The 23518-nt window shown below is 52.5% G+C and carries 22 protein-coding genes; 2 read left to right on the top strand and 20 right to left on the bottom strand.

All coding sequences use genetic code 11. From position 1 onward, the window contains the following. Positions 1–11 precede the first annotated feature (11 nt). The 3 genes from mukE to cmoM are packed head-to-tail and all read right to left on the bottom strand — an operon-like array spanning position 12 to position 2822. Positions 12–734: a chromosome partition protein MukE gene (mukE, locus tag HP572_RS06905; protein ID WP_010277044.1), complete on the bottom strand. Its 723-nt coding sequence runs from the start codon at positions 732–734 to the stop codon at positions 12–14. Continuing rightward, on the bottom strand, positions 715–2040 hold the full coding sequence (gene mukF, locus HP572_RS06900; protein ID WP_240585159.1) for a chromosome partition protein MukF: 1326 nt from the start codon (positions 2038–2040) through the stop codon (positions 715–717). The genes mukE and mukF overlap by 20 nt, the downstream gene beginning before the upstream one ends. Then, positions 2037–2822 carry a tRNA uridine 5-oxyacetic acid(34) methyltransferase CmoM gene (gene cmoM / locus HP572_RS06895; protein ID WP_205550778.1) on the bottom strand — a complete coding sequence of 262 codons (786 nt, stop codon included), beginning with the start codon at positions 2820–2822 and terminating at the stop codon, positions 2037–2039. The genes mukF and cmoM overlap by 4 nt, the downstream gene beginning before the upstream one ends. Before the next feature lie 166 nt (positions 2823–2988). On the opposite strand from cmoM, the gene elyC reads away from it, so the two are divergent. After that, positions 2989–3837, top strand: coding sequence for an envelope biogenesis factor ElyC (elyC, locus tag HP572_RS06890; RefSeq protein WP_240585158.1), 849 nt, complete (start codon positions 2989–2991; stop codon positions 3835–3837). Here the strand turns inward: elyC and HP572_RS06885 are convergent. From HP572_RS06885 to HP572_RS06830, 12 genes are all read right to left on the bottom strand, one after another. Further along, on the bottom strand, positions 3789–4682 hold the full coding sequence (locus HP572_RS06885; protein ID WP_010277054.1) for a YcbJ family phosphotransferase: 894 nt from the start codon (positions 4680–4682) through the stop codon (positions 3789–3791). The genes elyC and HP572_RS06885 overlap by 49 nt on opposite strands. A gap of 200 nt (positions 4683–4882) precedes the next feature. Next, complete coding sequence (pelN, locus tag HP572_RS06880) at positions 4883–6196, bottom strand: pectate lyase PelN (protein ID WP_205550781.1); 1314 nt, start codon at positions 6194–6196, stop codon at positions 4883–4885. A 305-nt stretch (positions 6197–6501) separates the two neighbouring features. Further along, entirely contained in the window at positions 6502–7254 is a 753-nt protein-coding gene (gene kdsB / locus HP572_RS06875; protein WP_205550783.1) for a 3-deoxy-manno-octulosonate cytidylyltransferase, read from the bottom strand. Continuing rightward, complete coding sequence (locus HP572_RS06870) at positions 7251–7433, bottom strand: Trm112 family protein (RefSeq protein WP_005967647.1); 183 nt, start codon at positions 7431–7433, stop codon at positions 7251–7253. The genes kdsB and HP572_RS06870 overlap by 4 nt, the downstream gene beginning before the upstream one ends. A gap of 111 nt (positions 7434–7544) precedes the next feature. After that, the gene (gene lpxK / locus HP572_RS06865) at positions 7545–8546 is read right to left on the bottom strand and encodes a tetraacyldisaccharide 4'-kinase (protein ID WP_240585157.1); all 1002 of its coding nucleotides are present in this window, start codon (positions 8544–8546) and stop codon (positions 7545–7547) included. Next, positions 8543–10291, bottom strand: a complete 1749-nt coding sequence (gene msbA / locus HP572_RS06860) for a lipid A ABC transporter ATP-binding protein/permease MsbA (RefSeq protein ID WP_240585713.1) — start codon at positions 10289–10291, stop codon at positions 8543–8545. The genes lpxK and msbA overlap by 4 nt, the downstream gene beginning before the upstream one ends. 37 nt (positions 10292–10328) lie before the next feature. Then, complete coding sequence (locus HP572_RS06855; RefSeq protein WP_240585712.1) at positions 10329–12602, bottom strand: ComEC family protein; 2274 nt, start codon at positions 12600–12602, stop codon at positions 10329–10331. A 369-nt stretch (positions 12603–12971) separates the two neighbouring features. Further along, positions 12972–13289, bottom strand: coding sequence for a PTS system regulator TmaR (tmaR, locus tag HP572_RS06850; RefSeq protein WP_005967626.1), 318 nt, complete (start codon positions 13287–13289; stop codon positions 12972–12974). A gap of 132 nt (positions 13290–13421) precedes the next feature. After that, a complete protein-coding gene (locus HP572_RS06845; protein ID WP_240585156.1) occupies positions 13422–14180 on the bottom strand; it encodes an ABC transporter ATP-binding protein in 759 nt (252 codons plus the stop codon). Next, positions 14177–15184 (bottom strand): iron chelate uptake ABC transporter family permease subunit, encoded by a 1008-nt coding sequence (locus HP572_RS06840; RefSeq protein ID WP_240585155.1) that lies wholly within the window; start codon positions 15182–15184, stop codon positions 14177–14179. Before HP572_RS06840 ends, HP572_RS06845 begins: the two co-directional genes overlap by 4 nt. Continuing rightward, complete coding sequence (locus HP572_RS06835) at positions 15171–16133, bottom strand: ABC transporter permease (protein WP_174868240.1); 963 nt, start codon at positions 16131–16133, stop codon at positions 15171–15173. The genes HP572_RS06840 and HP572_RS06835 overlap by 14 nt, the downstream gene beginning before the upstream one ends. Before the next feature lie 21 nt (positions 16134–16154). Further along, positions 16155–17099, bottom strand: coding sequence for a siderophore ABC transporter substrate-binding protein (locus HP572_RS06830; protein WP_371745326.1), 945 nt, complete (start codon positions 17097–17099; stop codon positions 16155–16157). A gap of 303 nt (positions 17100–17402) precedes the next feature. Between HP572_RS06830 and sbcB the strand changes: the two genes are divergently transcribed. Next, positions 17403–18830 carry an exodeoxyribonuclease I gene (gene sbcB / locus HP572_RS06825; RefSeq protein WP_240585153.1) on the top strand — a complete coding sequence of 476 codons (1428 nt, stop codon included), beginning with the start codon at positions 17403–17405 and terminating at the stop codon, positions 18828–18830. 75 nt (positions 18831–18905) lie between these two features. Here the strand turns inward: sbcB and HP572_RS06820 are convergent, their stop codons facing one another. The 5 genes from HP572_RS06820 to citX form a co-directional block, all read right to left on the bottom strand. Then, positions 18906–20276 carry an APC family permease gene (locus HP572_RS06820; RefSeq protein ID WP_240585152.1) on the bottom strand — a complete coding sequence of 457 codons (1371 nt, stop codon included), beginning with the start codon at positions 20274–20276 and terminating at the stop codon, positions 18906–18908. Further along, positions 20266–20472 carry a hypothetical protein gene (locus tag HP572_RS06815; RefSeq protein WP_240585151.1) on the bottom strand — a complete coding sequence of 69 codons (207 nt, stop codon included), beginning with the start codon at positions 20470–20472 and terminating at the stop codon, positions 20266–20268. The genes HP572_RS06820 and HP572_RS06815 overlap by 11 nt, the downstream gene beginning before the upstream one ends. A gap of 410 nt (positions 20473–20882) precedes the next feature. Continuing rightward, positions 20883–21638, bottom strand: a complete 756-nt coding sequence (locus tag HP572_RS06810; RefSeq protein WP_014915103.1) for a flagellar brake protein — start codon at positions 21636–21638, stop codon at positions 20883–20885. 468 nt (positions 21639–22106) lie between these two features. Further along, the gene (gene citG, locus HP572_RS06805) at positions 22107–23012 is read right to left on the bottom strand and encodes a triphosphoribosyl-dephospho-CoA synthase CitG (protein WP_240585150.1); all 906 of its coding nucleotides are present in this window, start codon (positions 23010–23012) and stop codon (positions 22107–22109) included. Further along, the gene (citX, locus tag HP572_RS06800; RefSeq protein ID WP_205550802.1) at positions 22990–23517 is read right to left on the bottom strand and encodes a citrate lyase holo-[acyl-carrier protein] synthase; all 528 of its coding nucleotides are present in this window, start codon (positions 23515–23517) and stop codon (positions 22990–22992) included. The genes citG and citX overlap by 23 nt, the downstream gene beginning before the upstream one ends. Position 23518: the final 1 nt, after the last annotated feature.

Raw genomic sequence — 23518 nt, 5'->3', positions numbered from 1 at the left:
ATCCTCAACACTTATTCATCCTCGCCCGTTTCTGGCGCGGTATCATCGGTGCGATCGTTATCGTCGCTGTCATCTTTCAGCGACAAACTACCTTCAACAGGCATCGCTTCACCATCGCGAATCATACGTAGCTGTGCTTCGCGGGCATCATCGCCGCTGCGCACATCAGCTCCGAAGCGGAACACCGATTCGGTAATTCTGAATTTGCTGCTGTCATTGCCCATAAAATAGATCATACCTAACCGACGTAAGCGGTTAAGCGAGGTTCTGACTTTCTCCTGCAGCTTCTGGCGATCCAGATCGGAACCGGTAGAGCGCTGGTTAACCAGCTTCAGCAGTTTGCTTTCATCCGCCAGACTCAGCAGCTCTTCATACAGCTCCTGCTGGCTGAAAATGCCTTCGTGCGCTAAGCGCTCCGGGCTCAGATAGAGATAACAGAGAATTTTCCCTACCATCATATCCAGCTCAGACAGCACCGAGCGCGGGATCAGCGTGGTAGAACGCGGACGCAGATAGAAGAATCCCTCCGGCGCGCGGATCAGCTCCACGTTGTAACGGCTGTAGAACTCTTCCAGCACTTCCTGGAAATCCATCAGAAATACGTGGTTCTCCAGCTCTTCAATGCCAATATGACGCCCGGCGCGCAATTGGCTGTCCAGCGCAGGAAAGAGGTTATTCGACAGCGCGGTTGCCAGCTTCACTGGCATAAATTGTTCAATATTTGTCGATGACATGGGCCTGCACCTTGGCTCCGTAATCATTGATTGCCTGCCACAATGCAGGCAATCCGGTGAAATCTGTTTCGGCTACGCCCAGACGTACTGCCTGGTCGACCACGATTCGGGCAACATCAAAATGCCGCGAGCGAGGATGCTGCGCGAGGTACTCACGCATCACTTCACTCAAATCCAGCGGAATCTGTTGCGCTTTGTATTTATGCAGCGCCTGCTCGACTAGCGCGATCAGCTGCTCGCGCATTTCACTAAACTCTTCGTATTCCAGCTCCGGCGGCAGTTCACCGGTGACTTCTTCGCTACACAGCGTCAGCTCTTCGTCGCGCATATCCAGCAAGCGATCGGCGTTGGCGAACGTCAGCGCCCAAGGGCTATCGAAATAGCTCTGCACCGACTGACGCAGCCGCTGGGCAAAGACGCGGTTTTTATCCATATCAATCGCGGTACGGATAAACTTATGTACGTGGCGGTCGTAACCAATCCACAGATCTATCGTCTGCTGTCCCCAGCTCACAATGCGATCGAGTTTGTTTTGCAGGTCAAACACCAGCTTGTCGACAAACTCCAGGTTATGCGGATTATTCATAATCGCATCCTGAATGCTCAACAAGCTCGTCTGCAATTTGTCGCCCGCGGCTTCCAGCGTATCCTGTAGCTCACGCAGCGTCGATGACGTTTCCGTCAGCAGTTGCTCACAGCTACTGATCGCGGCTCGCCAGTCCTGATTTAACAGCGCAGCGATATCGTCTTTAACGCCCTGCTGCTGCTCATCCATCACGCGCTGTGACAGATCGATACTGTCAAAAATTTCTGCAACGGAGTATTTCAGCGGCGCAAATACATTGCGGTGCCAGTGAAACTCATCACCGTCTTCCTCCGCCGCATCGGCTGCGCGACTGAGTTCTTGCGCCACGATAGAGAGCTGCATGGAAAGGCGCAGCGTCGAGAACTCACGCTGCCGAATGTAATAATCGGTAATGCCAATCCCCAGCGGCGTCAGACGATAAATCGCATTACCTTCGGCCTGCTCGCTGGTAAAGCGGTTAAGCAAGCGCTGGCGCACCAGATCGTTAATCGCGTTATTGGCGCGAAGGGTAATGGTTTCGTTCGTCTGATCAAATCCCTGACTCACATGACGGAAGGCATCAATCAGCTCACCTTCACTCATTTCACCATCCATGCGTTCGCCGTTAAGCGTGGCAATCGCCATCAAAAACGCCAGGCGTTCGGTGGGGAGGGAAATGGAGAAATCGTTTTTTCGTGCCCAGGCGACCAGTTCGGGTACAGTCTGGGAAAAATCACTCATAATGCATCCTTCAAATGGGGTTTATGCGCCATGACATGGATATAACGGCCCAAACTCACAAAAGGCTCTTGCCGACAATACCGCTGTTCAATCTCCAGAATGTCGTCAAATTTCTCAACTTGCTGCTGTTTATTTTTCAAGTAGTCATGAAACACGCGCACGCCAGTTTTCCCGCTAATGGTCAGCCCCATCTCATCAAGCCAGCCGTACACGTCTTGCGGGTTCAGCGGGTGATCCGGCGAGAGCGAGCGCCGTTTACCCTTAGGCATCCCGGCCTGAACATAATCAAAGTTACCCACCACCATGTTACGCATCAACAGCCCATGATGGTTATAGAACATCAGGGACAATGCGCCACCCGGCGACAGGCTATCGTACAGTATTTTCAGTACCTGCTGCGGTTGCGCGACCCACTCCAGCACCGCATGGAACAATATCAGATCGGCGGGACTATCCATATATTGCGCGATATCCTGTGCGGCACACTGCACAAAACGCATATTATGGGTAACGCCCTGCGCCGCTGCCGCATTTTTGGCGCGCTGAATCATCTCACCGGAAACATCGCACAACAATACCTGATGTCCTAAAGCCGCCAGACGACAGGCCATCTGCCCTTCGCCGCCTCCCGCATCAAGGATGCGCAAAGGCCGTGCCGGAAGCTGGGTCAAAAGATCGCTAAGATCCTGCCACAATACCGCCAGCCGAAGTCTCCCCTTCGTCGTGCCATAGATATTCTGAGCAAATTTTTCGGCGATATCGTTAAAATTGCGATCCTGCATCAGTCATTGTTCCGCATCATATAAACGGGGATCTCGTGCAGGACATGTCTGCGCGATGCGATTTTTTCCAGCCTGCCATTTTGGCACAGGCTGGCTTAGAATAAATGGCCTTACCGCATGATATCTTCCCGGATGCGGGTTTTTCACTCAAAAGGAATGCAATTTTATGCTTTTCACACTCAAAAAGTTCGTCGGTGGCCTTCTTCAGCCTCTGCCATTGCTATTGCTTCTGATGGGTGTTGGCCTGTTGCTGCTCTGGTTTACCCAGCGGCAGCGCACGGGGAAAGCAATAATACTCGCCAGTTGGCTGATGCTTATTCTGCTCAGCTTGCAGCCTGTTGCCGATCGGTTGCTATTACCACTGGAATCACACTACCCAACCTGGCGACAAACGCCGCAGGCGAGCAAAGCCGAGTATATTGTCGTGCTAGGCGGGGGATATACCTATAACGCGGAATGGGCACCCAGTTCTAATCTCATCAGCAACAGTCTCCCGCGTGTCACAGAAGGTGTTCGCCTTTATCATGCCAATCCCGGCGCAAAGTTGATTTTTACCGGTGGAGCCGCGCAGGGTAACCCTGTCAGCAGCGCGAAAACTGCGGCGCTGGTCGCCGAAAGTCTGGGCATTCCCCAGCAGGATATCATCATTCTGGATACGCCAAGGGATACGGAAGAGGAAGCGGCTGCAACCGCTAAGATTGTTGGCGAGCGCCCTTTCTTGCTGGTGACCTCAGCCAACCATTTGCCCCGTGCCATTCGATTCTTCCAGGCTCAAGGGCTAGCGCCGATTCCCGCGCCAGCAAATCAGATGGCAATTACCTCCGCGCTCAACCCGTGGGAAAAAGTGTTCCCTTCCGCTTACTACTTATCGCACAGCGAGCGCGCCTGGTACGAAACGCTCGGCCGCCTCTGGCAGGCACTGAAGGGAACCACGGCAGCACCGCACGACGCGGAACCACCGCAGGCTCACTCCAGCCAGGGAGATAGCTCTCGGGAAGCGACATCAAATAGCTGACGGTCCAGCTGTCCCGTATGGATATAGCGGGAGACGGCTTCCCAAATAACATATAGCCAGCGCCGGTAGACAAAGGATTCGGATACCGGTGCCTGTTTCAGGTAGTGATAAAGCAGCTGCTCCGGCATGCCAGATTCACAAAGCCGGAAAAGTTCATACTCTCTGGGCGCCCATAACATCATTCCCGGATTGATCATGGCCAATAGCTGATCGCTACGTGCGTCCTTCAACATACTGCGCAGCGACAGGTTACCGTGTACCAACACACAACCATCCTCGAAATCGTCAAACAGCATCTCTAAGCACTGGCGCGAACGATACAGCACGCTCCGATCCTGCTGCGTAAGCTGCGGCGCATTAACATTGAGCAACGTGGACCACAGGACTTCCAGACGCTGTTGATACCAGCTAAACCAGTCATTATCCTGCGTGCTGTCCACGGAACCGACGCAGCCATGACTATCAATTCGGTGCCAGGCCAATACGTTTTCAACAATTTGATCCATCAGCAGCGTCCAGCGCTGGCCGTTTCTTGGCGGTGCTTCCACCGACACACCGCGCAAGCGCTCAATCAGCAGCAGTTCCCGATAAGGCTGCTGTTGCGTCAGTACCAGCCCATAAACGGTTGGCAGACGCACGTCGCCCTCACGCGCCAGCATCGAAAGTTTGTAGGCTTCCTGCTGCGCCACGCCCTGACAAACATAACTTTTAGCCAACAAAGGAATGGCGTTGCCTTCTTTATCATACAAGGCATACAGATCCGCATACGGCTGCTCGCTTATGCGCTCAAGTCGGCTGAGGCTTTCCCCCAACACCGTACTGAGTTCTGATTTCAACTGTTCCATAAACGGCGATACCTCAGTTGAGCCAAATAGCCCCACTCACCATGATGCGGCGAGCAGGCAATAAATACTTCAACGCAGATCAAATAAAAGGGGATCAATGACGGCAGGGAGTACGCCCTACCGGAGCTGTTGCAGCGATATTCCCTACTCGTCAGCAGGGAATATCGTGAGTGACAGGCTAGCGTGTTAACACACTGCCATTATTCGCGCTCAAAGGCACCCAGGTCTGGGGCTGATCCTTTGTAAGGCAGTTTGACATCCCCACCCTTGTTGATCAGCGCACTACCTGACGCAAGACGCAGGCTCTTCAGTACAGGCAAGCTGCCGTCAGCCTGACGCGGTGCATCCCATCCGGTTACGGAAACGCTCTCGAAGTCAGAATCTGATACCGCAATTTTCAGATCCCACGAGTTGTAGCGCATGTTCGCACCATCGGAGAACGACAGGTCTTTACCACCGTGAGAAACGTTATTGCGCAGCGTACCCAACCCAATCGCTTTTCCGTTTGCATCGATGCCACGGATATTAAAGTTCGGGTTATTTTTATAGCCCGTGTTATTGAAGAAATCGTTCGCTACCGGATGGTGATTGGCATAAAAACCGGCCGCTTTATTTAAAAACGCAACCGAGTTACGCACGGTATGTTTCACCGCATTCGCCACATAAACACCACCGTAGCCGCCGATTTTAAAACCGTTACCGTTACCCGCAGCCAGTGATTGTGTCGTCCCCGGTAAATAACCGTGCGACCAGGCCCAGGAATTTTCAATCAACACCGGAGAATAGGCATTAATTAAATCGAAGCCATCATCCGAGTTTGACCACGCCCGGCAACCGCGGAAGATATTACCTGGTTGGTTAGCAGGGATATGCGCACCAAAACCATCTCCGCTTTGGCCAGCACCATTAGAGGTCAGTGGATCGTAATTATGGTGAGAGTCACTATTCAATACCAGGTTATTCCCTCCACGCTGGATGAACAATCCCGTCCCCATTATATGGTGAATATTCAACTGCTCGAATATATTATTGCTGCCTCTTATCCACACGCCCCAGGACTCATGGTTAAGGTTATTACGCTGTGGGACACCCGTTATTTCGAGTCCTTTTACGGAAACCCAATCTGCAACGACGTTGAACCCTTTAACCCGGCAATCATCTTGCATCTGGCTGAAATCAAAAATCGGCACTTCCCCGCTAGATGCCCAATACTCAATGCGCTTACCTTCAGTACCACTCTTACTCAGCGTGATCGCATTCACCACATCGGTACGCGTCGTACAGACATTTAGCCCTTTGGTAAACACATATTTACCGCCACGGATCCACAGGCGGTCACCAGGGTTTAATGTTTTCTGTGCGCGGTCGATTGTTTTCCAGGGGGAGTTTTTACTGCCGTTATTCGCGTCGTTGCCGTTGGGGGCCATGTAATAAACCGCCGCGCTGCTGCCCGCGGCAGCCCCCATTAACATACCGCCGAGAAAAATTTTTGCGATATAACGTTTAGCACTCATATCATTACCGTCCTTAGTTGAAATAACAAAAACGCCATGCGAAAACATGGCGAATTGATAGTAGCATTTAACTATGAAAATAAAAGTTCCACTCGCAACGAATCAATTCAGAATGGGAATAAGCCATCCGCATAAATAAAGAGGCACAGCGTAATTTTAGAGTTTTTAAGAATAGTTATCTAAATAAGTGCTAAATAATTTAAAAGATAATATGTCGCATAAAGAAAAAACGTCATGGAGAAAATCTATTCCGGTAAGAATAGATTCCCCCATGACGTATTCATCACAGCATAGCGTGATAGATCTTACTGATTCGCCATGACGTGTCGTACACGGGCCAGATCTTCTGGGGTATCCACGCCGACGCTAGGAATAGCTTTGGCGACCGCAACATGAATTTTCTCGCCGTACCACAGCACCCGCAGTTGCTCCAATAATTCGATTTGCTCCAGTTGGCTCGGCGCCCAAGTGACATAACGACGCACAAAGCCCGCACGGTAAGCATAGATGCCGATATGGCGTAGGAAGTGATCGCCAATGGTTTCCTTAGACTGAGCAAAACGCTCTCTGTCCCAGGGTATAGTCGCACGGGAAAAATAGAGCGCGTATCCTTCAGCGTCAGTAACGACTTTTACCGCATTCGGGTTGAATGCTTCTTCACTGGTTTCAATCGGCACCGCCAGCGTCGCCATTCCTGCTTTACTGGCAGCGAGGTTTTCCGCCACCTGACGAATGATAACGGAAGGAATGAGCGGTTCATCGCCCTGAACGTTCACGATGATGTCATCATCGGTAAAGCCGTAACGCTCGATGACTTCAGCCAGACGCTCTGTGCCAGAATTATGATCGGCGCGGGTCAGGCACACTTCCCCACCGGCTTGCTGCACGGCAGCTTCGACGTCGGGATGATCGGTGGCCACAATAACGCGCTGCGCCCCCGATTCCAGCGCCCGCTCCATCACATGGACGACCATCGGTTTGCCATTGATGTCCGCCAACGGCTTACCCGGCAGTCGGCTTGACGCAAAACGCGCAGGAATGATCACAGTAAAGGTCATTGTGTTATCTCATCAGCCCCGAGTTTACGCGCTTCGTTTTCCAGCAGCACAGGGATACCATCACGAACCGGATAGGCCAAACCATCAACCTTGCAGATCAGTTCCAGTTTCTCTTTATTAAAGTACAGCCGACCATTACAAACAGGACAGGCAACAATCTCAAGTAAACGGTGATCCATGCTTCCTCCATCTTTGGCCGATCGATGACCGGCATGTTCTTTCTCGCTATGACAGCGATCTAATAAGGTGATATCCACAAGGGATATCTGAAACCGTGGTAGCAGACCAATTTATGCTCTGCTGCTCGTATTCCGATTAAGCACATTTTCCAGTTTGTCGAGCAATTGCGTGCCGTAGGGCTCAGCTAACACGGCATCGACGGGCAAGTACCACCAGTTATCCTGTGCAAATGCCTTACATTTTACGGCATCTTTTTCCGTCATCAGCAGCGGCTGTATCGCATCCTGAGTCAGCGAGTTGAGCTGTTCTGGCTGGTACGATTGATGGTCAGCAAAAGCGACTTCACGTGAAATGCTAACACCAGCATCGCGCAGCGTGGCAAAAAAACGCGGAGGATGTCCGATGCCTGCCATCGCAACGACATCATGCAGTTGGCTCAGCGGCCGTGACTCACCAGAAAGTAAGTTAATCGCCATACCCGCCGTGAGTGTCATACCTATCTCATTTGCTCTCGGCGTGCCGCCGTTAACAATGACAGCATCCACCGACGCCAGACGGCTTTCTCTTTCCCGCATTGGACCAGCAGGTAGCCACCATCCGTTGCCAAAACGCCGCACTCCGTCAATCACAACCAGCTCAATATCTCTTTCCAACGCATAGTGCTGTAATCCATCGTCGGTGATCACCACATCTAGCGTGTGCTGTGCCAATAGCGCACTCACGGCATCTCGCCGACGGGGAGCGACCGCCACGGGCGCACTGGTACGCTGGAAAATCAGCACCGGTTCATCGCCAGCCTGCGCCGTCGTTACCGACTCATCCAGCAGCAGCGGGTAACGTTCAGCTTTCCCACCGTAACCGCGTGATACCACGCCGACACGATAGCCTCTGCGTTGCAGTTGTTCGACGAGCCAAATGACTAGCGGCGTTTTCCCGTTGCCACCCGCCGTCAAATTCCCCACCACCACGACGGGCACGGGAGATCGCCAGCTTTTCCGCCATCCCAATCGATAGCTCTGGCGAATCAGAAACGTGATGAGTCCGTATAGCCACGAAAGCGGCAACAGCAGCCAATAGAGCGGCGACCGTCCAGACCAGATGCGCTCAATCATTCGCCAAACTGCATTTTATGCAACTGAGCATAAGCACCGTTCGCCGCCAGTAACGCAGCATGGCCACCACGTTCAATGATTCTGCCGTCTTCCACCACCAGAATCTCATCCGCCTTTTCAATCGTGGAAAGGCGATGTGCAATCACCAGCGCGGTACGATCTTTTTGCAACTCGTCTAATGCAGACTGAATGGCACGTTCAGATTCCGTGTCCAGTGCCGACGTCGCCTCATCCAATATCAGGATCGGGCTATCACGCAATAGCGCACGGGCAATCGCGATACGCTGCCGCTGTCCGCCAGAAAGCATCACGCCATTTTCACCAATGATCGTATCCAGACCGTGTTCCATCTTATTGATGAAATCCATCGCATACGCCATTGTCGCCGCACGCTCAATTTCCTCACGGCTGTAGTGCTCATTGCGTGCATAGGCGATGTTGTTCGCTACCGTATCGTTGAACAGATGGACGTTTTGAGAAACCAGCGCCACCTGATTACGCAAGGAGGCCAGGCGATACTCACGTAGGTCGTGACCATCGAGCAGGATTTCACCTGATTGAATGTCGTAAAAACGCGTGATCAAACTGGCAATCGTTGATTTACCGGAACCAGAGCGACCAACCAACGCTACCGTTTTACCCACGGGAATATGCAGATTGATATTCTTAAGCGCCAGATTTTCTCTTCCCGGATAAGCGAAATTCACCTGACGGAATTCGAGTTCACCTTTCGCACGTTCGATCTCGAGTTTGCCCGTGTCACGTTCCTGCTCCATGTCAAGAATCGCAAACAGCGTCTGACACGCGGCCATACCGCGCTGGAATTGCGCGTTAACGTTGGTCAGTGATTTTAACGGACGCATCAGGGCGATCATGGAAGAGAACACGACTGTGATTGTCCCCGCAGTTAGCGTTTCCATCACGCTGGGGAAGCTGGCAGCATACAGCACAAAGGCCAACGCCAGCGAAGCAATCAACTGGATAATAGGGTCGGAAATCGACGATGCGGACACCATTTTCATGCCCTGCTGACGCATCCGATTGCTGACCTGATCAAAACGCTTGGTTTCAACTTCCTGACCGCCAAACATCAGCACTTCTTTGTGACCTTTAAGCATTTGCTCCGTGCTGGTGGTGACATGCCCCATCGTATCCTGCATGTTTTTACTGATATTGCGGAAGCGTTTGGATACCACACGCATGGCAATCGATACGATTGGCGCAATCACAATCAGAATGATGGACAACTGCCAGCTGTAGTAGAACATCAGAATAAACAGGCCGATAATTGAGGCCCCTTCTCTGACAACCGTAATCAACGCACCAGATGACGACGCCGCAACCTGCTCCGAATCATAGGTGATGCGAGAAAGCAGCGTGCCAGTTGACTGTTGATCGAAGAACGCCACGGGCATCCCCATGATATGGGAGAACAAGCGGCGACGCATATTCATCACCACTTTGCCGGAAACCCAGGCAACACAGTAGCTGGAGACAAACCCGGAGAGCCCTCTTACTAGCATCAACCCAATGACGACCAGCGGCATCCAGAGCAATACGGAACGTTCCGCTTTGCCAAACCCTTCATCCAGCAAGGGCTTAAGCAGGGAGAGCATCAATGTATCGCCAGCGGCGTTAATAATGAGTGCGATTGCAGCAGCAGCAAGCCCTGCCTTAAAAGGAGAGATCATCGGCCATAGGCGGCGAAACGTCTGCCAAGTGGAGAGATCTTTATCATTCAGCATGTAGTGAACCTGAATCGGGAAGAAATAGCCGACCATTTTACTCATTATACCGCTCTACGCCAAACCACTGATGATACCAACGAGGCGATATGTGATCCCTAAACCGCAGAATGTGCCATGAATCGCTGAAAAAACGAGCACTTAACTGCCCAAATGACGCGGTATCCAGCCACGAGTAGCCATATTGCCGATATCGTTCAACAATCTTTACTGAAGGCAACCGCCACGGGTTATAACGCGCCGCAGAAGCCATAGCAAACTCAGCATTAACCGCACGAATGAAGGGAGGCGATGATGATGTCTTACTGCCATGGTGAGGGATTTGTAACAAATTCGCACGCAGAGCACTGCGCTCTAGCCTAATCAATGCGTTTTCCGCATCCGATTCCAGATCGCCCGTCAGTAAGACGCTGTATTTTCCATCATCAACGCGGATAACGCAGGAGTCGTTATTTTCTGCTCTCTCGACAAGCGCCAACGGCCACAGCACGGTAAACGTGAGATCCTGCCAGCGCCAACGCTCGCCGCGTTGGCAAGAACGATGATTCATCGCATTGGTAGCGCTATATATCGTTGCTTTAGGGTAAGCAAGCTGTAGCGTTCCCAGCCCCCCAATGTGATCCATATGGCTATGGCTCAGGATAATGTTTTCCACGTCAACTCCCCGCCATCGCAGGTAGGGTAGAATTTCTCGCGTCGCCATATCGCCCCCTTCCCAGCGGTTTCCCGTGTCATATAGCACTGCTTTCCCACGCTGTTCGATCACAATCGCCAGACCATGACCGACATCCAACATGTCCACACGCCAATCCGGCTCATCAGTCTTTATGCGAAAAATCAGTAAAACCACAATCAGAGTACCGACACTCGCCGGATAGACGCGCCACCAGCTAAAGCGCCATATTACAACCGCGCCCCAGCCCGCGACGCTCGCGAGCAGCAGCGATGCATCAAGATACACCCACCCCGTCTGTAAATAGGTCAACGGGGCAAATACCACACGCAGCGAAATATCCGCCAGCCACCAGAGCATTTCACTCAGCGGTGCGAATGCCAGCGTGCTCAATGCCAGCAAAATGAGCGGAGTGGTAACGAAGGACACCAAAGGCACAGCCCAAAGGTTTGCGGGCAGCGAAGTGATACTGAAGCCGTGGAAAATATGAAGCTGCAAGGGCATTAATAGCAGCGTGATTCCCGTTTGCAGGTGGATCCAGCGCAGCCAGAACCAACGCCGTCGGGTCTGTAGCCGATGCGGAAGCGGTGCCCACTGAAACCAAAAAATGAGTGACGCAACGGCAAGGCAAGATAGCCAAAAACTGTCTGACAGTACGCTCAATGGATCGCTGACCAGAATCAACGCGACACACCATAGCCAGACCTGCCAGGCTGAGCCGTTGACGCTCCACACTTTTAGGCAAACCCATACGCTAAGCGCCAGAGCAGATCGCACCGCAGGCGGATTCCCCCCTGCCAGCCAGACATATCCCCAGGCAACCACGGCGCTCGTCAGTAATGGGAAGCGATAGCCAATCCACTGCACGGGAAAACCATATTGTAACGCCCGCGCCATTCCCCAACCAACCAGACCCGCAAGCACGATATGGAGGCCAGAGATCGCCATCAAGTGCATCGTCCCGGTATTCTGAAGCAGCGCCTTGAGCTCTGGGCTAACCGTTTTCATCTCACCAAACGTCAGCGCCAATAAAATAGAACGCCACGCTAGTCCCTGTACCTGCTGCTCCGCCTGTACAATCGTGCGCTGGCGAAAGTCACAATGGCTATCAACCGCCTTTGCCGTTATCACACGACCCGACAACGGTTGCCGTTTGGCTATCGCCCAGCGTTGGCTATCAAAGCCGCCTTCATTGAGTCGACTGTGAATAGGCCGTAAGCTGGCGGTGATTGCCCAACGTTGACCTCCACACCAGTTTTCCATAGCCGATGATAAGGTCAGTTGGGCATATAACGGAGGGAAGATCCGGCGCTGATTGATCTCTTCCAGCCGAACCGTGATCCAATCATCATCATGCTCATTGAACCGTATGCTGCTGATCGTCACGACAGCGTTAACCTGACCCTGCGTAACGCGCTCAATCTGTAACAGTAAGGTTTGAGCATTCAACGATGCCCAGCAAAAACTCATGGCAACAAGCGCTACACAGCGTATCCCCACGTGACGATATCCAATAAGCATCACGCAGGTGGATAGCCCGATACCCCACCACAGCAGCATTTGCGCGGGAATCTGCGGTAAGAAAAGCAACGGCAGAATACCCAGCACGCTCGCCCAAGCCAGACTATTTACTGACATCATCCCTTTTGCTGATATCGTCCTTTGCCATGACACACCCTTACCTCTTCCCTTGTTGTTCGCTCAGGAATGTTGCAATAACTCAACCTCATGCAACAGAACAAAAAACGCAGGTAGGAAAGTGCCTCGCAAGAAAGTGGTTAACTTGCAAAAAACGGCATTCGGCATGCGAGCTGGATTCCAATTCTCGGGGCGTTTAACATCATCAGCAGCGACAAAATCATTAACGGTCACCACAGACCGTCAAATAAGTGGATAAGCAAAAAAGCAGGATGTGGCGTAAGAGCCAAAAGAAAAAGGACCGCAGAAGCGATCCTTTTACAGTAGCTATTTACCATAGCTATTTACCATAAGAAATGGTGCGTCAGGTTACTTGACTTCGCCCATCGCTTTCAGCTTTTTAGACAGCTCACGGCGCTCTTTCGACAGATCGGCGTTTTTGATGATGTAGTCATCAACGCGGTCTTCATAATCACCGCGCATGTTGGCGATGATATTCTGTACGTCCTCAATGGACATGCCAGGTTTAAGATATTCGCTCAGGTTGTCCAGCAGCAGAACGCGCTTCTGGTTATCACGAATTTTCTTTTCGTTGTCGACGATTTCACGCTGAAGTTTGTTTTTACGACGAAACATGCGCACGAATTCCAGCACATCCTGGAAACACGGCTTAGTGTCCTTATCCATCTTTTACCCTTACCTTAAGTCATACATAAATTCTTTATGCATTCACCATACAGGTTATACCCAGCGTCTTTCAAGCAGTGCTTACGCCCTTTGCGCTAACACTTCGCTGAGCGGATAATCTGTCATCAACCATCAACGATAATATACCGCGATACGCTGGTTATGAACCTGCTCGATGGTCACTTCCGTATCGAAAATATCTTCAAGTACCTCGGATACCATGATGTCTTCCGGTTTTCCCGTGTAGATGATCTGTCCTTTGCGCATCGCAATGATGTAATCCGAATAGGCGGAAGCAAAGTTGATATCATGGATAACCAGCACGATGGTTTTGCCTAGTTCATCGGCCGCACGGCGAATTTGCTTCATCATCGCCACCGCGTGTTTCATATCCAGATTATTCAGCGGTTCATCCAGCAGTACATATTCCGTGTCCTGACACAGCACCATCGCGACGTAGGCCCGCTGACGCTGGCCGCCAGAAAGCTCATCTAAAAAGCGATCTTTCAATTCGGTCAGGTTGAGGAATGCCAGCGCGGCGCTGATGCGTTCACGATCGTCAGCATTCAGTCGCCCTTTGGTATAAGGATAGCGGCCGAAACCTACCAGCTCTGCTACCGTTAAGCGGCTGGTAAACTGGTTTTCCTGCCGCAACACAGACAAACACGTCGCCAGCTTATCGCTTGGCGTGGTCATCACGTCCATGCCGTTGACCTTTACCTGTCCGCGATCCGCGTCCAGCAGGCGACTGATGATGGACAACAATGTCGACTTCCCTGCACCATTCGGGCCGATAATCGACGTGACGCCACCGCGCGGCACCGTCGCGGTGACATTATCTAATACCTTAACGTTGTTATACGCTTTGGTTACATTGCCGATCTCAATCACACGGAAACCTTTTTCAGTAGCAACACAATAAACAGCGACCCACCCACAAATTCGATCACGACAGACAGCGCCCCAGACATATCCAGCAGATGCTCAAGCACCAGCTGTCCACCAACCAGTGAAATGACGCCCAGCAGGAAAGCCGCGGGCAGCAACAGGCGATGCTGGCTGGAACCAATAACTAAATAGGCAAGGTTCGCGACCATAAAGCCCAAAAAGGTGAGCGGACCGACCAGCGCCGTTGAAATGGCAACCAGCACGGAAACCAGCAGCAGAATGATCGTGACGCTGCGCTTGTAGTCGATACCCAGGTTAATCGCGTTATTACGCCCCAGCGCCAGTACATCAAACCGAAAGCGCATACGCCAGATCACCACCGCGACCACCAGCGTAATTCCAACCGACAGCGCCACCAGTTCAGGCACAGTACGGGTGAAGGTGGCAAACATCCGCCCCTGTAAGATGGCGAACTCGCCGGGCGTCAGCAAACGCTGCATTAAGCCCGCCATGCTGCGAAACAGCGTGCCGCAGATAATCCCGACCAGTAAAACCAGATGCAGGTTATTGCGGCTGCCGGTAAACAGCCAGCGGTACAGCAGCGCGGAGAAGAGAATGAGCAGCAGCGTTTCAAGAACAAACTTACCTTCAACGCCCAGACCCGGAATGCCGCTAATGCCGAAAACAAATACCAGCGAGGTCTGAATCAGGATAAACAGGGCTTCAAACCCCATAATCGACGGCGTCAGCACCCGGTTATTCGTCACCGTTTGAAACAGCACCGTCGACGCACTGGCGGCAAATGCCACCAGCAACATCGTCGTCAACATCAGCCCGCGGTGCGTCAAAATGTAGCGCAGGTTGCTGCCTAGATTGATGGTCATAAACAGCACGATCACCACAGCAGCAGCGATAGCCAACCACATCAACCGCTGCGTCGGCGATAACCCCGCACGTTTTTCGCTGACGGCTCCGGTCAGCACCGTATTACGTTCATTGACTGACATGGCGTTTCTGGCTTAGCAATAGGAGAAGGAAAACGGCAGCGCCAATGACGCCAAGAATCACGCTCACCGGAATCTCGAAAGGATAGCGAATCACGCGGCTGATAATATCGCAGCACAGCACCAGACCGCCGCCGAGCAGGCACACCCACGGGATCGTTTTGCGTACATTGTCGCCCATCATCATGCTGATCAGGTTCGGCACGATCAGCCCGATAAACGGCAAGCTGCCGACCACCACGACTACCACACCGCTGACGATGGCGATAATGCTCAGCCCCATCATCATCACCTGCCGATAGTTAAGACCGACATTGACGGAGAACTCGCGCCCCATGCCTGCGACCGTGAAGCGGTCAGCAATCCAGCAGGCCACCAGCGTTAACGCCCCAACCAGCCAGAGCAGCTCGTAACGCCCCTGCAAGACACCGGAGAAATCGCCGGATTCCCAACTGCCGAGCGCCTGTAGCAGATCAAAATACATCGCGCCAAACGTGGTGATTGAACTGATCACCGCACCCAGCATAATGCCGACCAGCGGCACCACCAGCGCAGATTTCAGCACAATCCGCTGGAGCAGCATCATGAACAGGAAGGTACCCGCTAAAGCGAACAGGCTCGCCACCACCATCTTGGTGAAAATCGTCGCACCGGGCACGGCGATCATCACCACCAGCAAACCTAAGCTAGCCGACTGTGTCGTCCCCGCCAAAGACGGTTCAACAAAACGGTTTTGCGTCAGCAACTGCATGATGAGACCAGCCACACTCATGGCACTGCCTGCCAGCAGCAAAGCTAGCGTGCGAGGAACGCGGCTGATAAAGAAAATATCGCGCATTTCCGGGTCGTTCCACACAGCCTGCATATTCAGTTGCCCTGCCCCAACAAACAGACTGACAACGATCATGCAGGCCAGAAAAACGAGGCCCAGCGAATAGTAAAGAGACTTCATTGATTCTGCCGTAACCTGCCGTTATTGCTTATCTAACGCGTCACTGACGGTAGTCACGAGGTTTTTATAGCTTTGCAGCCCCCCAGCGATATACAGCGATGCAGAATCCAGATAGATCACGCGATTATTTTTCCAGGCGTTGGTTTTGTGAATCAGCGGGTTATCCAGCACCTGCTGGGCCGATTCGCCACCCGGGCGACCAATCGCACTGTCACGATCGAGGATGAACAGCCACTCCGGGTTTACGCTCAGTAAGAATTCAGAGGTCACCACGTTGCCATGACGGCCGGATTCAGGGAACTCGGTCGCGGGTTTAAAGCCCAGCTCATCAAACACGAAGCCAAAGCGCGACTTAGGACCGTAGGCAGACATTTTGCCGCCGCTGACCATCAGAACCAGCGCATTGCCTGCATTTTCCGTTTTAGCGCGCGTTTGGGCGATCTGCTGTTTGAAATCATCAATCTGTTTCTTCGCTTCATCTTCTTTACCGAAGATGGTGCCCAGTTGTTCGATGCGTTGGATAAAGCTCGTCATAAACTGGTGCTCATCCACATCCATCGAGATCGTCGGTGCAATGCCGCTCAACTTGTCGTAGGCATCGCGCGTACGTCCACCGGCAATAATCAGATCGGGCTTCGCGCTGCTGAGCGCTTCATAGGCAGGCTCAAACAGCGTCCCGGCGTTCAGGTAAGTATCGCTGTTGTATTTTGATAAAAACGCGGGCAGCGGCGTGCTGCTTTTTGGTACACCGGCAATCCCTTCAACCTTCAACGCGTCCAGCGTATCCAATGAGGCAGGATCAAACACAATCACTTTCTTCGGCGGCTGTGGAACCTGAGTGGTGCCCTGCGCATGCTCAATGCTGACCGTGTGACTTCCTTCTGAAGACGATGCCTGCTGATCGCAGCCGGCCAGAACAAACATAGATGCCAATAACGTCGCCTTCACTGCAAACGCTGCATTCAATCGCACCGCATTTAACCGCATAAGTGTGTTCTCCATTTCGCTGTTTGTTGCCGAATGCCACCCCGCAGAGTGATCTACGGGGTAATAAAGAATTTAATTATCATTCGCATTAGAACGAAAATTGTAACCGAATGGACACAGTCATGCCTAGCGATTCTGTCTACCCTCCTATTGATGTAAGTCAGGGAAGTGACGCAAATCAGGAAAGCGCCACAGAAAAGTGGATTCAATGGTATCCTTGCCGTTTTCCAGATTGTTTTGCCTGATTTCAGGCTCAGCGCGCACACGTAGCTAACTGCATATATGGCCGAGAAAACACAACCCACTTTTTTCATACATGACTACGAGACGTTCGGTAAACATCCAGCACGCGATCGCCCCGCGCAGTTTGCGGGTGTCCGTACCGATATGGATTTCAATATTATCGGTGAGCCGCTCGTCATTTATTGTCGTCCGGCGGATGATTACCTGCCGGAACCAGAAGCGGTGATGATCACCGGCATTACGCCACAGGTCGCGCTGGCAAAAGGCGTCAATGAAGCGGAATTTGCCCGTCAGATCCACGACGCGTTCAGCGTGCCCGGCACCTGCATTATGGGCTACAACAACATTCGCTTTGATGATGAAGTCAGCCGCAATATTTTCTATCGCAACTTCTACGATCCTTACGCCTACAGCTGGCAAAATGGCAATTCCCGCTGGGATTTGCTGGATGCGTTACGTGCCTGCTATGCCCTGCGACCGGAAGGCATCGTGTGGCCGGAAAACGATGACGGCCTGCCCAGCTTCCGCCTTGAGCATCTGACAAAAGCCAACGGTATTTCGCACGAACAGGCGCATGATGCGATGTCCGACGTTTATGCCACCATCGCTATGGCGAAGCTGTTCAAGCAGGCGCAGCCTAAACTGTTTGAATATCTGTTCCCGCTGCGTAACAAAAACAAAATTTCCGCGCTGATTGATATCCCGCAAATGAAGCCGCTCGTTCACGTGTCTGGCATGTTTGGCGCGGCGAGGAGCAATACCAGTTGGGTTGTGCCGCTCGCCTGGCATCCGGACAACCGTAATGCGGTCATCATGTGCGATCTGGCTGGCGATATGACACCGCTGCTGGAGCTGGACAGCGCAGCATTACGCGAGCGGTTATACACTCGCCGGGATGCGCTGGAAGCGGATCAGAGTGCCGTTCCACTCAAGCTGGTGCACATCAATAAATGTCCGGTCTTAGCACCAGCCAATACCTTACGGCCGGAAGACGCAGAAAGATTGGGTATCGATCGTCAACGCTGTCTGGATAATCTGGCGCTGCTGCGCAACAACGCGAGCGTCAGAGAAAAAGTGGTGGAGCTGTTTGCTGAAGCCCCCGCGTTCGCCGCATCTGATGATGTCGATTTACGGCTTTATGATGGCTTCTTTGGCGATGCCGACCGCATGGCGATGAAGATTATTCAGGAGACCGCCCCGCAGAACCTGCCCGCGCTGGATCTCACGTTTGCCGATAATCGCCTGGAACCGCTGCTCTTCCGCTATCGCGCCCGCAATTTCCCCGGCACGCTGGACGACCGCGAACAGCAGCGCTGGTTGCAGCATCGGCGTGCAATATTTACGCCGGAGCGCTTGCAGGACTATCTGTCAGAACTCAGCAATCTGTATCAACTGCACGAAGATGATAAAGAGAAGATGGCACAGCTAAAAGCGCTGTACGCCTATGCGCAGGAGCTGGTGGGCTAAGATAGCCGCCTAAAGCCATAAAAAAAGCGGAGCACATGGGCTCCGCTTTTTCTTTCATGCAAGTCGTCGGTTTATTTAAACCGGCTCTTCGCTACATTGCGGTACTGGCTGACGGAAACTGCGCGTCACAAATGCCAGATAGAGCAATCCAATCGTTGCCCACACCAGACCCAGCGTCATCGAGCTGGCTTCCAGATTCACCCACAGCGCACCCACCGTCAACGCACCCAGCACAGGCAGTATGAGGAAGTTAATAGTGTCTTTCACCGTGCGGTTACGGCGCTCACGAATATAGAACTGTGAAATGACCGACAGGTTCACGAACGTAAACGCCACCAGCGCACCGAAGTTGATCAGCGCAGTGGCCGTCACCAGATCGAACGACACTGCAGACAGTGCAATCACGCCAACCAGCAAGACGTTCAAAGACGGCGTACGCCATTTCGGGTGGATATAGCCGAAGAAACGCTCTGGGAATACGCCATCACGACCCATGACATACATCAGGCGAGACACGCCTGCATGTGCCGCCATACCGGATGCCAGTACGGTGACGCAGGAGAACACCAGAATAACGGACTGGAAGAATTTACCCGCAACGTACAGCATGATTTCCGGCTGAGATGCATCCGGCTCTTTAAAGCGCGAGATATCCGGGAAATACAGTTGCAGGAAGTACGCCACGGCAACAAAGATCACGCCGCCGATCAGCGCCGTCAGGAAGATGGCTTTTGGAATCACCCGACCGGCATCCTGCGTTTCTTCCGACAGCGAGCTGATGCCGTCAAAACCAAGGAACGAGAAGCAGAGAATGGTTGCACCGGTAATCATCGGCACCACGTGGGCGTTCTCAGACCAGAACGGACGCGTACTGGCCAGCGTACCGGCTCCTTCGCCCAGGTAAACACCGTGAATCACCAGACCGAGGAATACCGCCATGATCGCAACCTGCACCACCACGATAATGGAGTTCAGGTTAGCAACCAGACTGATGCCACGCAGGTTAAACAGCGTCATCAAGCCGACCAGCGCCGCGACAAAAATCCATGATGGTACGCCGGGGAAGATCGCTTCCAGATAGATTTTCGCCAGCAGGATGTTGATCATCGGCATGAACAGATAGTCCAGCAGCGACGACCAGCCGACCATAAATCCGACGTGCGGACTGATCGCTTTTTGCGCGTAGGTATAAGCAGAACCTGCAGATGGGAAACGTTTTACCAATTTGCCATAGCTCAGCGCCGTGAACAGAATGGCGACCAGCGCAAACGCATAGGCCGTCGCCACATGACCGTCGGTCAGGCCAGACACGATACCGAACGTATCAAAAATGGTCATCGGCTGCATGTACGCCAGCCCCATCATAACGACAGGCCACAGCGTGAGCGTTCTTTTTAACTGAGCACGTTTTGCGCCAGCATTAGGCAGCTGAGAATCAAGCGACATGGCGCACACCTCCGTTCATCACGGCAGGCGCATACGCACCGGAAACAAATAGATGGATACAGGACTCGCCTGAATCACGATGAGAAGAGGTGGCTGTAATAGCACCAGAGATAACTTGCGACTGCGTCGCGCCATAACCAATACCTTTGCAGCACAAACCGGCGGGCACCGGTGCGAAACGTGTTAATTGCCCCATCTTTCCTTTCCTCACTGTGCTCACAGGCACACACAAAATTATCTATCCGGATCGTTGTCCGGCCTCTTTGGTTGAAGACCCTATACCCAGCAAACCTGAGCCACAGAGAAGGTAAGAAACCACACCAATACCCCTGTAACCTTGAAGGTTGACGAGCATAAATGTAAAAAAATAACCGACGCTATTAGACGTCGGTTATTTGCAAGGCGCGTATTCTGCACCACTCGATCTCATCTGACAAGGCTCTGAGAACGTTGGAAACCATTTATTTATCCCTACCCTTCCTCGAGAAGCCCATAAGTTGGCTTTTCGCATGACTTATGGGTAATAAGTAGGATAAATAAGCGAATACTCGTTATAAAAACGTTGCTGTTATGTGTGAAGCCCAAACAAAACGTTGTGCTTAAAAATTACAACTCCTGGAATCGCTTTTTCTTTTCGTTTTGTAATCTTTCCAACTCAAAAATCACCTGCTGAAGATCCCGTTCCTGCGACGCGTTCAGTGAGGGGAACTTGAAGCTCAAACGCTGCGTCAGTTTCAATTCACCTTTGTTATCGACGATCTTCACCATTGCCTGACCGACGAACTGCAAATCAACACAGAAAAAACCGTGGTCAGCCAGATCCATCTCCACGCTCTTAATGATGTCGCCTTCGGTCAACAGCCCCGTGGTATCACGGTCGGTATACAGGCTCAATCCACCCAAAGAGAGATCTTTGATGGTGAACAGGAAAACGCTCTCATCCGGCAGTTCGCCACGGCACGTCAACGGCGGCCACAGCGGCGTGTTGATGCGGAAATAGGTTCTGCGTTGGATAAGATAAAGCAGTTCAGGAATCTGCGCGCTAAAGGCTGGCAGCCCGTCGTAAGTTACCGTTTTCGCAATTTCAGCATTGAATTCAACTTTTGCACCGGCAGGTTCTGCAACAAAAGACAGCGCCCCGGCATACAGCGCGCGGTTATTCTCACGCTCAATGCCGCCTAAATCGAAGACAAACAGGTTGTTATCGGGTACAACGTCAAGAATTTTACTGATGAACTGTCCGTGAGAATGATGAACCATCAAAGACGTATCATTCTTCTTTAACTCGCGCAGTGTTGCACAGATGGCCAGTTTGTTGCGCTTAACAAACTGCTCTTTCAAATTTTCATTCACCGCTTTCATCCCCACCATTGTTTACACAGAGTATGTGTCAATGGCTTATATTGATGCACGCCTCTTCGTTATCTTTCAAGTCCCATGTGCGCCAACACGATGCACTGCACTGGCTGCATATTGAAAACGATTACTCGGAGTACCTAAAACAGCATGAAACCTACCTTAAATACATCGAATGACAGGACAAAACGCTATCGTTTTGAACAACGTAAAACGTTGGCCCTTAGGGCGAGGCACACTTATGCGCCTCGTCACGTGACAAGCGAAGAACAAACTCGTAGAAAGGAATTTGAGCAGCCAGCACGTACGTAACTCGAAGTATGACGGGTAGAAGTTGGTGAAAACGATATCGGCAATTTTCTCAATAACTTTAGTGGAACAAGAGGAAAAGTGTTAAGGCGCGGTCAAATAATAAAATGTGCCGCGGCTACCAGCGCGTCGCTGCCAGCGTCTTTTATCGCCCCCGTTCGTTTGCTATTCGGCAGGATAGTGATACAGCAGCCAGGTTAACGCCAGTAAATCGGCGCTGCCGCCGGGGCTAAGGTTTCTGGCAATCAGCGCGTCGTCCATTTCTCTCAACGCCTGACGATCCAGTGGACCCGCCAGTAATCTCCGTGCGTAATCTTGCACAAACGCCAGTCCGTCCATGCCGCCGCGTGAAACGACATTGGTGTCAGGATTGTGAGCCATCAACACCAGTAGCGTATGTAACAGCCCGGTGTCGCCATCCGCCCCGGCAGCCATTGCCTGCTGCAAGGCAGGCAACGCATATTGGCATACGGTATTGAAACCACTGGCAGCTTCTCCCCTCGCCCCCGTCAGGCCATGACGCTGATAGAGATGTTCACCCGCCGTCGCCGCTCCAGAACACGTCTCCAGCTCATTTCGCACCAAATCGTGACACATTGCTGCCACGCTATCGCACAGGCTGCGCTGCGTTACACGCTCTCCCCGCCCTGCCAGCCAACCAGCGGCGGTACACAGCAGGCCAAACGCGAAAATCCCACCTTTATGGGTATTCACACCTTTCGTCGCTGACAGCATCGCCTGTTCGCAGGCGATACCGATAGGCCGAACCAGAGACAGCAACTGCGCTAGCGGTGTGTTAGCGTGCTGATAACCCGCGTCGGTAAAATGCCAGAACCAGGGGGAGATCGCCTGAATACTGGCCTGAAACAGCGCGACATCCATATCGCGGTGAGATCCGTTATTAGCGCGATCCACCAGTCCGGGCTTCGGCGTCAGCATCACTTCCATCGTCAGCGCATTCGCCACGCGCCGGTCGATATCCGGTAACGAGTCGCGCTCCCGATAATCGCCGACTACGGAACGGGATACCGCAGCCGACAGTACGCCGTCAAGCTGGCATAAAGTAGGCATTCACCTTTTCCTCAATGTGCTCAAGCAGCTCAGGCAGCGAATGACGGCGCGAACGGCTACAGGCGTGTGCCATCTGGTCGCACAATAGACACGTTCGCCCGCTGTGCGCCAACATCGACCGGCCAATCGATCCCTCTTCTGGGCTGAAGATGTCGAAATCCCATAGTCGCCCTAGCTCATGGCTATCTTCCAACGCAATGGTTGCGGCCTTCACCGATAGCGCATCTTTGGTGATCGCCCACAGCCCTTCCGCGCCCGTTGCCAGCCAGCATGTCTGCTGCTCCAGCACCGTCCACCCCCGTATCTGACACAATAAGGCAAAAGATTTGATAGCTTCGGCCATCACCTGCCGATAGCTTTCGCTATCTTTTACCGGCCCCGGCGTGACTAGCGTCAGCGACACCAGCGTCGCACCGTGGCGGGCAAGCCATTCTTGTTGGCGAACTGCGCGGCGTTCCTTCGCCGCGAGTAAGGTTTCCAGCGAGATGGAAACAGTCTTTGTCATC

Origin of the sequence: Pectobacterium sp. PL64 (assembly GCF_022477975.1) — a bacterium.
In the GTDB taxonomy this organism is placed as follows: domain Bacteria; phylum Pseudomonadota; class Gammaproteobacteria; order Enterobacterales; family Enterobacteriaceae; genus Pectobacterium; species Pectobacterium jejuense.
This window is presented reverse-complemented; position numbering and strand designations above follow the sequence as displayed.

Bases quoted from the DNA above. Each gene is read 5' to 3' on its own strand.
- mukE (WP_010277044.1), bottom strand. From the start codon at position 734: ATGTCATCGACAAATATTGAACAATTTATGCCAGTGAAGCTGGCAACC.
- mukF (WP_240585159.1), bottom strand. From the start codon at position 2,040: ATGAGTGATTTTTCCCAGACTGTACCCGAACTGGTCGCCTGGGCACGA.
- cmoM (WP_205550778.1), bottom strand. From the start codon at position 2,822: ATGCAGGATCGCAATTTTAACGATATCGCCGAAAAATTTGCTCAGAAT.
- elyC (WP_240585158.1), top strand. From the start codon at position 2,989: ATGCTTTTCACACTCAAAAAGTTCGTCGGTGGCCTTCTTCAGCCTCTG.
- HP572_RS06885 (WP_010277054.1), bottom strand. From the start codon at position 4,682: ATGGAACAGTTGAAATCAGAACTCAGTACGGTGTTGGGGGAAAGCCTC.
- pelN (WP_205550781.1), bottom strand. From the start codon at position 6,196: ATGAGTGCTAAACGTTATATCGCAAAAATTTTTCTCGGCGGTATGTTA.
- kdsB (WP_205550783.1), bottom strand. From the start codon at position 7,254: ATGACCTTTACTGTGATCATTCCTGCGCGTTTTGCGTCAAGCCGACTG.
- HP572_RS06870 (WP_005967647.1), bottom strand. From the start codon at position 7,433: ATGGATCACCGTTTACTTGAGATTGTTGCCTGTCCTGTTTGTAATGGT.
- lpxK (WP_240585157.1), bottom strand. From the start codon at position 8,546: ATGATTGAGCGCATCTGGTCTGGACGGTCGCCGCTCTATTGGCTGCTG.
- msbA (WP_240585713.1), bottom strand. From the start codon at position 10,291: ATGCTGAATGATAAAGATCTCTCCACTTGGCAGACGTTTCGCCGCCTA.
- HP572_RS06855 (WP_240585712.1), bottom strand. From the start codon at position 12,602: ATGTCAGTAAATAGTCTGGCTTGGGCGAGCGTGCTGGGTATTCTGCCG.
- tmaR (WP_005967626.1), bottom strand. From the start codon at position 13,289: ATGGATAAGGACACTAAGCCGTGTTTCCAGGATGTGCTGGAATTCGTG.
- HP572_RS06840 (WP_240585155.1), bottom strand. From the start codon at position 15,184: ATGTCAGTCAATGAACGTAATACGGTGCTGACCGGAGCCGTCAGCGAA.
- HP572_RS06835 (WP_174868240.1), bottom strand. From the start codon at position 16,133: ATGAAGTCTCTTTACTATTCGCTGGGCCTCGTTTTTCTGGCCTGCATG.
- sbcB (WP_240585153.1), top strand. From the start codon at position 17,403: ATGGCCGAGAAAACACAACCCACTTTTTTCATACATGACTACGAGACG.
- HP572_RS06820 (WP_240585152.1), bottom strand. From the start codon at position 20,276: ATGTCGCTTGATTCTCAGCTGCCTAATGCTGGCGCAAAACGTGCTCAG.
- HP572_RS06815 (WP_240585151.1), bottom strand. From the start codon at position 20,472: ATGGGGCAATTAACACGTTTCGCACCGGTGCCCGCCGGTTTGTGCTGC.
- HP572_RS06810 (WP_014915103.1), bottom strand. From the start codon at position 21,638: ATGAAAGCGGTGAATGAAAATTTGAAAGAGCAGTTTGTTAAGCGCAAC.
- citG (WP_240585150.1), bottom strand. From the start codon at position 23,012: ATGCCTACTTTATGCCAGCTTGACGGCGTACTGTCGGCTGCGGTATCC.
- citX (WP_205550802.1), bottom strand. From the start codon at position 23,517: ATGACAAAGACTGTTTCCATCTCGCTGGAAACCTTACTCGCGGCGAAG.